The 8,828-nt window shown below is 52.0% G+C and carries 8 protein-coding genes; 5 read left to right on the top strand and 3 right to left on the bottom strand.

Going from position 1 to position 8,828, the window contains the following annotated elements; translation table 11 throughout:
* The first annotated feature begins 258 nt into the window (after positions 1 to 258).
* The 5 genes from ACNFCI_RS15250 to mobI all read left to right on the top strand — a co-directional run bounded on the left by ACNFCI_RS15250 (position 259) and on the right by mobI (position 5,261).
* Positions 259 to 1,377, top strand: coding sequence for a methyl-accepting chemotaxis protein (locus tag ACNFCI_RS15250; RefSeq protein WP_371918259.1), 1,119 nt, complete (start codon positions 259 to 261; stop codon positions 1,375 to 1,377).
* 36 nt (positions 1,378 to 1,413) lie between these two features.
* Positions 1,414 to 3,105: a putative bifunctional diguanylate cyclase/phosphodiesterase gene (locus ACNFCI_RS15245; RefSeq protein WP_416768031.1), complete on the top strand. Its 1,692-nt coding sequence runs from the start codon at positions 1,414 to 1,416 to the stop codon at positions 3,103 to 3,105.
* A gap of 250 nt (positions 3,106 to 3,355) precedes the next feature.
* Positions 3,356 to 3,625 (top strand): hypothetical protein, encoded by a 270-nt coding sequence (locus ACNFCI_RS15240; RefSeq protein ID WP_003253606.1) that lies wholly within the window; start codon positions 3,356 to 3,358, stop codon positions 3,623 to 3,625.
* A gap of 182 nt (positions 3,626 to 3,807) precedes the next feature.
* Complete coding sequence (locus ACNFCI_RS15235) at positions 3,808 to 4,389, top strand: hypothetical protein (protein WP_058161071.1); 582 nt, start codon at positions 3,808 to 3,810, stop codon at positions 4,387 to 4,389.
* A 410-nt stretch (positions 4,390 to 4,799) separates the two neighbouring features.
* Positions 4,800 to 5,261, top strand: a complete 462-nt coding sequence (gene mobI / locus ACNFCI_RS15230; RefSeq protein ID WP_416768030.1) for a conjugative transfer protein MobI(A/C) — start codon at positions 4,800 to 4,802, stop codon at positions 5,259 to 5,261.
* Between the two features lie 369 nt (positions 5,262 to 5,630).
* Here mobI and ACNFCI_RS15225 read toward each other — a convergent pair whose 3' ends face one another.
* The 3 genes from ACNFCI_RS15225 to ACNFCI_RS15215 all read right to left on the bottom strand — a co-directional run bounded on the left by ACNFCI_RS15225 (position 5,631) and on the right by ACNFCI_RS15215 (position 8,651).
* The gene (locus tag ACNFCI_RS15225) at positions 5,631 to 5,996 is read right to left on the bottom strand and encodes a hypothetical protein (protein WP_017735521.1); all 366 of its coding nucleotides are present in this window, start codon (positions 5,994 to 5,996) and stop codon (positions 5,631 to 5,633) included.
* 987 nt (positions 5,997 to 6,983) lie between these two features.
* Positions 6,984 to 7,517: a hypothetical protein gene (locus ACNFCI_RS15220; protein WP_416768029.1), complete on the bottom strand. Its 534-nt coding sequence runs from the start codon at positions 7,515 to 7,517 to the stop codon at positions 6,984 to 6,986.
* Between the two features lie 369 nt (positions 7,518 to 7,886).
* Positions 7,887 to 8,651 (bottom strand): IS6-like element IS6100 family transposase, encoded by a 765-nt coding sequence (locus ACNFCI_RS15215; protein WP_001389365.1) that lies wholly within the window; start codon positions 8,649 to 8,651, stop codon positions 7,887 to 7,889.
* Positions 8,652 to 8,828 lie beyond the last annotated feature (177 nt).

The raw sequence follows: 8,828 nt of genomic DNA, 5'->3' as shown, positions 1-8,828 counted from the left end.
CAAATGCCCCATCGAGGTGATGGGAGAGGTCATGCAAAATGCCATGGCAATGCGGCATGATGCTCCGGCTTCAATTCAATAACCGTGTTGCACTCAGCTCCTGCAACCGCCCCTATTTTCGAAGATGGCCGCTTAACAGGCTACGAGTCCGTTAGAGTCAAGCCGACTCGGGAGCAAATTGATCGCGCACAAAAGCTGTATGACCGGTTGCGTGCAGGTAAAAATTCCATTCCCCAAAATCGTCATTATGCGGCATTCATGAGGAGGATGGTCTTACCTGCAACTGCGGCTGCGTTGGCAATAGGTGCGGCTAGCGTGCTGCCAAGCCTGGCAGCACAAGCGGTAACTGCCGTGCTCTTTCTCGTTACAGGATGGTGGTCCTATACGCGGCTGGAACATCAGTTGAGTCATATCATGAAATGCGCCCCTGACGCTTTTTCAGATCCGATTAGCGCCATCACTTACAGCGATACGTATGGCCCTTCAGCGCAGTTGGAAATGATATTGATTAGTGAGGATGCACGCCTTAAAACCGCACTGACTCGGCTAAGCGATCTGGCCAGCCAAGTGGCTGAAGCCGCTGCGCATTCCTCCTTACTCTCGAACCAAACTGAAAATGCCTTGCTGGAGCAGCGAGCGGAAACGGACATGACGGCAGCCGCCATGACGGAGATGGCGGCCTCAATCAACGAAGTGGCAGGGCATGTTCAAAAAACCGCCATGGAAGCGCAAGCAGCAAATGAACTGGCTGAACAAGGTGATAAAGTCGCCGGTACTTCCCGTGAGGCCATTCAGTTGCTGGCCAGTACCGTCACGAATATCAGCACTGCTGTGGATTACCTTGCCAATGAAACCCAGCAAATTATGGCTGCTGCGGGGGTGATTCAAGCCATTGCTGATCAAACCAACCTACTCGCTCTCAACGCTGCAATTGAAGCGGCTAGGGCTGGTGAGCAGGGTCGTGGTTTTGCGGTAGTAGCTGATGAAGTCCGGGCCTTGGCCGCTAAAACCCGCGTATCGACTCAACAAATTCAAAGCGTCATTGAAACCCTTAAAAAAGGCGCAGATGAGGCTGTGAGCATTGCCAAACTCGGTATTCGCGAGGCCGACCACGGTGTACAGCAAGTTATAGAGGCGCAGTGTGCTCTCCAAGGCATTCGCGATGCTGTTGAACGGATCAGTGGTATGAGCCAGCAAATGGCAGCCGCTTCAGAAGAGCAGGCTAGTGTCGCTGAAGATATTGCTCGGCAGATTAATAACGTAGCGGGAACGGTTGAGAGAACAGCGAAGAATGCTAACTCCGCCGTGATTCGTGGCCGCGAACTTGAAAGTACATCCCGTGGTTTAAACTCGTTGGTTGAACGGTTCAACAGGTAGTGACCTTATGACTATTTTGGTGAATTAGGTTTATATATGAGTGCAAGATACCGTGCAGCGGTGGATGCGGCAGCTATTTTCTCGGAAACCGATAAATCCGGAATAATCACCTATGTCAATGAACAGTTCTGTGATATTTCTGGCTATAGCGCACAGGAGTTGATTGGGCAAAACCACCGCATACTAAACTCAGGGCAGCATCCCCCTGAGTTCTTTATTGATATGTGGAAAAAAGTTTCACGTGGGCAGGTATGGAAAGGTGAAATTTGCAACCGTAAAAAGGATGGCAGCCTGTATTGGGTAGAGAGCACCATTGTACCCATGTACGATGATGCCAGCCAGCGGGTGCAGAAATACGTTTCCATTCGTTTCGATGTGACCGAAAAGCGGAAGTTTCTGGAAACCTTGCAATGGCAGGCTGAGCACGACGAGCTGACGGGTCTTCCAAATCGTTTTTTGCTGTCCAAAGCGCTTGATCAGGCTATTGTCAAAGCAAAGAGCCAGCCCAGCACGGTTGCCGTGGGCGTGCTTGATCTCGATGGGTTTAAGCAGATTAACGACCGCTATGGCCACGAGATAGGTGATCGTCTGTTAGTGGCGGTGGCTGATCGCCTGAAACATAGTATGCGTATCGAAGATACCGTAGCCCGTTTGGGAGGCGATGAGTTCGTGCTGATTTTGGGTGTGCGGGATCCCAAGGTGTTGGAAAGCGCCCTGCAGAGGCTTTTAGCTGCCCTTTCCGCCGTCTACATCATCGATGGCATAGGCATTAATATTTCCGCCAGTATCGGTGTGACGCTCTATCCAAACGATAATGAGAATGCCGATACACTGCTACGTCATGCCGATCAGGCTATGTATAAGGCCAAACAAAGTGGCCGTAACTGTTTCCATTTGTTTGATGTATCAAAAGATAAGATGGATAAATCAGCTTTTGATACCGTAATACGGGTTCGCCAAGCGTTACATGATGGTGAGTTATGCTTGCATTATCAACCAAAAATAAGTTTGAGCAGTGGGGCAGTGATTGGTTTTGAAGCACTATTGCGTTGGCAGCATCCGCAAGATGGACTTATATTACCGCAGTATTTTATACCGTTGATTGAGCAGAGCGATCTGATCGTGGAGATCGGCGAGTGGGTCATAGATCAGGCGCTCAGTCAAATAGAACAATGGGCGGACTTGGGTCATTCGTGGTCTGTGAGTGTAAACATTGCAGCAATACATTTCAAAAAAGAAAACTTTGTAAAGTCCCTAAAGTTTTTGCTGGACAGCCACCCTAATGTTTTGCCGCAGATGTTGGATATTGAGATTACCGAATCAGTGGTGATAGAACACTTATCACATGTCACTCAGTGCCTCATTGCTTGCCAGGATCTGGGTGTGACATTTTCGTTGGACGACTTTGGAACCGGGTATTCATCGCTGAGCTACCTTAAACAACTGCCCACGCAGTCAATCAAGATAGACAAATCATTTATACGCGACATACTCATCGATAAAGACAGCTTGGGGCTGACTAAGGCGATCATCGGCCTAGCGAAATCGTTTAACCGCGAGGTTATTGCTGAAGGGGTGGAAACGGTTGAGCACGAAGTGTTGCTGATGAACCTAGGTTGTGATGTAGCGCAAGGCTATGGTATTGCGAAACCCATGCCGGTAGAAAAAGTGCCATCTTGGGTGGCGAAGTTTGTCCCTGCTCATTTATCTAGAGGGGGTAATAGATAAACCGCACCGTCCACGAACTGATTGCGTCGTCGCAACCTAGTGGATTGAGCGGTTAATTCATTTATCCACCGGTAACGATATACTGTGCGTCCAATGCCATGGATTGGTTATGCGCATGGCTCGACCGACTTTCCCCATTTGCTCGAAATATATTTTTTATGATACGCTATCCCAGCTGTTTTTTTCTGGAACAATGAAATAATTAATATTATCATAAACAACAAATCGATAATAATAAAGGGGATCATATATGTCGGATCAAGAGTTAATACTAGAGCAACTCCGTAACGTGAATTATGATAAGTTAAGCAAACAAGATATTGTAACAATGCTAGATGCAGGGGAACAGACTCTAGAAAATATGGCAGCATCAAGAAAAACTGCCATTGATATAATAGCAGAGGCAATGAACCAAACAAAGAATACGCTTGAGGCACTTGATTATTCTGGAAAGGTAGAAGCTGAAATCAGGAAAAATCTCAGCATACTGAGAGAGCTACTGATGACTGGCGATCTATAGCCCCCTAGACTGGGCGAATTAGATTATGGGCTTTGTTGCATGAGGGGCCTGCAGTTGACAGCGCACCTCCTCCTGGATCAGAAGTGTCAGGCTCTGTGGCATCCCCGGCAGCAAACAGTTCCCAGAAAGCAATTCCGAGCCAGGCAGAGCCAGCTATTACGCCAGCAGTGATAGGTGTTGAGATGCCCGTCATTTCCGGCTGGTACACGTTCTGCCCTACCGCGGCTGACCAAGGTAGCCCAAAACTTCTGGATCTCCTTTATGACGTGCGAGCGAATGCCGGCAAAGTGGCCTTCTTCGACATACAGGTGGACATCGACTGCGTGTTGGGTAGGCAGCCGGACTATGATGCTGCGTTCAGTAGGCTCGAGGACGCGGACGAGGTAATTTACCTCTTGCGCGTGTCCCTAGTAATGGACGGCGATCCTGTCACGCCCCGGCAATGGATTAGCGGCAAGCGCGATCCCTCCGTTCTGCGTACCATGTATAGCGACAATGGTTCCGCGATAGCGATACACAATGGGAACGACAGTCGTAATCCCCTGTCACGTTTCCAGCCCCATGTTGAGGGAAGCAACGACATCCTCTTCGGGCCCTATGCGATAAAGGAAAGCTCCGACGACGATGCCATCACGTTCGATCTGAACGCTTCGTTTCTTGACAGTGCCGCTCTGCAGCAGGCGACCATTATCGCGGAAGAACTCCGTGCTACCCGTGCGCTGCCTACGACTTTGCATTCGCCAGTCGGGAAAGGCGGGTCATAACCGTTTTTGTTTTGCGCAACTGCCATTCTGCTTGTGGTTGGGAATGTTTGCGAACCAACACCGCAATGTTCGAAGCGCGAGCGGTAAAGATCCGGCTTGGGGCGGAAGCCGTCGATCAGAAGGATCAGCTCTTGGCCATTGCCTGCTTATCGTCACTTTGGCATTCGTTGATTCTGTTCAATCTCGAGCCAGGGCATCCGTCGTCGTCTGTTGTGCATCCTTTGCACGTAATGTTGCTGTACGTCTGCAATGTCGTCATCTGCCGCCCATCTAACGCGCGGCAGAGCGGCAGCGGTGCATTGCCAACTCCGCTTCCGTAAATTTCTGACGGTAAAATCGCCTGAAAGCGAATTTTTGATACCGGATGAGATGCCACCATTTGGGCTCTAGAAGCAGTTGGAGCCTTGGCCATGAGCAAAGAACCGCAAGCGATAGTCGCCTTGCTGGATCAGCAATATGAGCAGTTGTTGGTGGACGCGAGACGCCTGGTAACAAGCTATGTGGATGCGTCCATGAAGCTGTACAAAAAGACTGGGGCCAGATCTGTTGTAGCTGCCGTGTCAATCAAGCAAACGAGCCCGAATGCGTACTCGATCTACTGGTGCAAACTGGTGCCACTGCGTGGGCAAAAAAACAAATTCGCGCCCCTTACTATTGCCAAGGGCAATGGCAAACACAAATACCCGGCTTCCTCGTTCGAGTTTGTTAAATACCCTTACCGCCGCCTGGTTTTGCAGGTTGAGGAGCGTCTTGCTGAGATTCGTAGCATTGCCAGCGAGAATCGTCAGCTGCGTCGGACGTTGGTCGCTTATGAAAAGAAACTGTCTAGATACCAAGCGCTTGATCATGGCGGTCTCTATTCGGGAGAGTAGAGGCTGAGTGCCTATAAGCAGTGCCGAACGGATCTGAACCGATTTTAGCGTCCGAAAGCCCCGTGCAGCATGGTCTGACGGGGCTTTCTTGTATCAGCAGTGAATTCCTGTGCGACATGTTGCAGCGCTTGAGTAGGTTACGGGCTATAAGCAGTGTAGTGCGCTAAATCTACTCGCTGCCAGCCAGCAGGCCAGTGCATGCGGGGTTCACAGGCTATATTTGCTATTAGCAGTGATGCGTACGTCTAAGGCTGCTGGCCAACTGCGATCTGTATTAGCAGTGAGAGGCTTCACTTTCATAAAATAAACATTGGTAGGTGCTGGTCTAGCTGGTACCTGTGTCGCGCAGCGGATGGCGGCGGTGATGCGCTACCCTTCACTGCATCGCTGCTGTTCGAATGCAATGCGGTTCATTACGCAGATGGGGATGGGGTAGCCCTGGATGTGGGTCGTGAGAGCCTCGCTGCCGGCGATCACCATGATGCAGGAGAGGCCTCTGCGGAAGCGCATTCCTCGTCCCGAGTAATTGCGCGGGATGATCTCCCATGATTCGTCGTCGTAGTAAAAACCAACGATTTCTGACCAGTGCGATTGGACGCCCGCGCCCATGATGCCTACTGGTGTCAGGCAGAAAATTTCTACCTGGGTTTCCTGCCCAAGAGGTACGGCGTAAACCCGACCGTTTGGTGCAATGGGTGGGAAGTACTGCCCGTTACCGAGGTGGCGAAATTCCATGGTGGTGCTCCGGATAGATGAGGTCGCTAGACACTCTCCGGTAGTTTTAGGAAAACCCAAGATCAGATGGTGCCTGCGAGTCGGCGCACGGGTTATGGCGTACCGGGCAAGCTAATTCGCCACATCGAGAAGCGAGCATGCCGTTGATCTAAGCGCTTCGGCGCTCCGGTCATTTTCGCATTGACGCGGCAACTGACTACCCAGCCAAGGTCATCGCTGATCTCATGGACTTGGGTGGCAAATATTGCGTATCGCAGTAGTGATGCCTTGCAGGTGGATTCGGGTAGGCGCCCGCTGCCGATGAAAAGGCAGCGGACAGTTTGTTACAGGTATCTGGTCATACCGCTGAAGACTCAATCGTCGCCACGCTTCTTGTCCAGATACGCTGCGACCATGTAGCCAACAGCACCTGTGATGGTGAGCGCACTGATGACCGCAAGTACCGCATATACCAACAATTCAAAACGATCCACGCCCTGACTCCTTTGACTCGAGGTAAGCCAAGTTTAAGGGCGTCTGATCTAATCCCAAATCTGCTGCGTAGTGCCTTAGCGGCTGGTACCGGCTGCTTCCTTCAGTAGGGTGGCTCGGGCACCGACGTATGCATCAGTTTCCCAGATACGCAAATTTCCGAGCTCGTAGGCGACGTGATCCCGCGCCTCTAGATCCTCGTCGTGGGGAGCGTTTCCCCCAAGAATCGGAGCTTTATGATCGGCCCATTGTTCGTAGAGCTCGCAGGCATACGCTGAGCGGCAATCATCAAAATTTAACCCATGAGCAAGCAAAAGCTCCTTAGCTGCAGGTAGGCTGTTTTGCCGCCATATCCGCCATGCTTCTTGTCTTGGATGCTGACAGTGCCGCACACCTTGAACTGCCGAGGCCGTTTCCAAAACGGCGATCTGCTTGCCCCCTGAGATATTAATTTTGCGGTGATCGTATGGATCTTCGCTGCCGTTACTTACCGAATGATATCCGTCTGCTTTGGCGTCATTCAGCTATTCGGGCATCGAAGAAAAACGCTTCACGCAGCGAAATGCCCAGATACCGCACTAACATAATCACCACCGCCAGGTGCTCAGAGAGGCGAGCTTGAACGTCTTCTACAGCTGCCTCGAACCTCGCTTGATCAAGGCTGCGCGGGACGGTAATCCGTGCATGGTTAGGAAAGCCAATACGGTCGCCAACGTCAGCTGTCGCGACTTTCCAGCCACCATCGGTTGCAAGGGCCATTACTGAATACACGGTCTCAAGCAAGTTCGCCGCGCCTTGCTGCGAGAGATTCCCGTGGTACACCTGGATACAGAGTTCTTCGCCGTATTGCCGCACCAGTTTTTTATTGACGAGCTCCAGGATGTCCACCTCATGAGACTCCTTGGCGTAAATACTAAACTGGGCCCACTGCTGGTCGTGGATCATTGCCTCGTGTTGGCTGAGGAGGCCGCGCCGGACTGCCTCCCTGAGGATCGCCGAACCGGCCTTGCTCAAGTCCCGATCAAAATGTAGGTGGAAACTCTGCTTCATGGTCATTCCTCCAATCAGCTCAGGTGCTGAGCTGCTGTAGGGAATGTTGAGGAAGAAAAAATATCCTGTGGTTCGTTTTCGGTCGCTTTCAGCGCCTGAAATTGACGAGCGCATCCGTCCCGTAAACGGTCGTTTATGGCACACCTATTCCAAATGATCTTTTTGTCATTTTCAGAAGACGACTGCACCAGTTGATTGGGCGTAATGGCTGTTGTGCAGCCAGCTCCTGACAGTTCAATATCAGAAGTGATCTGCACCAATCTCGACTATGCTCAATACTCGTGTGCACCAAAGCGAGGTGAGCATGGCGACGGAGGCTCTGTTGCAAAGATTGGCGGCAGTCAGAGGTAGGCTGTCGCTCTGCGCCGATCAGGCGGCTGCTGCGAAATGGTGGTTGAGCATGCCCATGGCCTCCGTCAGCGCCGAGGGCCCAATGCCAAAAGCTCTCTCCACAAGGCGCACCTCGCCCCTGATGCCGGGCTGCAGGCACCAGGGGCGAGCCTGTCCTTTGCGCAGGGCTCGCATGACTTCGAATCCCTTGATCGTGGCATAGGCCGTGGGGATCGATTTGAAACCGCGCACCGGCTTGATCAGTATCTTGAGCTTTCCGTGATCGGCCTCGATCACGTTATTGAGATACTTCACCTGCCGGTGGGCCGTCTCCCGGTCCAGCTTTCCTTCGCGCTTCAATTCGGTGATCGCTGCACCATAGCTCGGCGCTTTGTCGGTATTGAGCGTGGCAGGCTTTTCCCAGTGCTTCAGGCCTCGCAGGGCCTTGCCCAGGAACCGCTTCGCTGCCTTGGCGCTGCGGGTCGGCGACAGGTAGAAATCGATCGTGTCGCCCCGCTTGTCGACTGCCCGGTACAGGTAGGTCCACTTGCCCCGCACCTTGACGTAGGTTTCATCCAGGCGCCAGCTCGGATCAAAGCCACGCCGCCAGAACCAGCGCAGCCGCTTCTCCATCTCCGGGGCGTAGCACTGGACCCAGCGATAGATCGTCGTATGGTCGACCGAAATGCCGCGTTCCGCCAGCATTTCCTCAAGGTCGCGATAGCTGATCGGATAGCGACAATACCAGCGCACCGCCCACAGGATCACATCACCCTGGAAATGGCGCCACTTGAAATCCGTCATCGTTCCGTCCGTCCAATCTCCGCCAAGCATGCTCAAGCTTCACGATTTTTGCAACAGAGCCCACACGAGTATTGAGCATAGTCGAGATTGGTGCAGATCACTTCTGATATTGAACTGTCAGGAGCTGGCTGCACAACAGCCATTACGCCCAATCAACTGGTGCAGTCGTCTTCTGAA

The sequence above is a fragment of the Pseudomonas sp. NY15356 genome (assembly GCF_048068175.1).
Taxonomy (GTDB): Bacteria; Pseudomonadota; Gammaproteobacteria; order Pseudomonadales; family Pseudomonadaceae; genus Aquipseudomonas; species Aquipseudomonas putida_K.
Note: the sequence above shows the minus strand (reverse complement) of the source record. Positions and strands in the feature narration are given on the sequence as shown.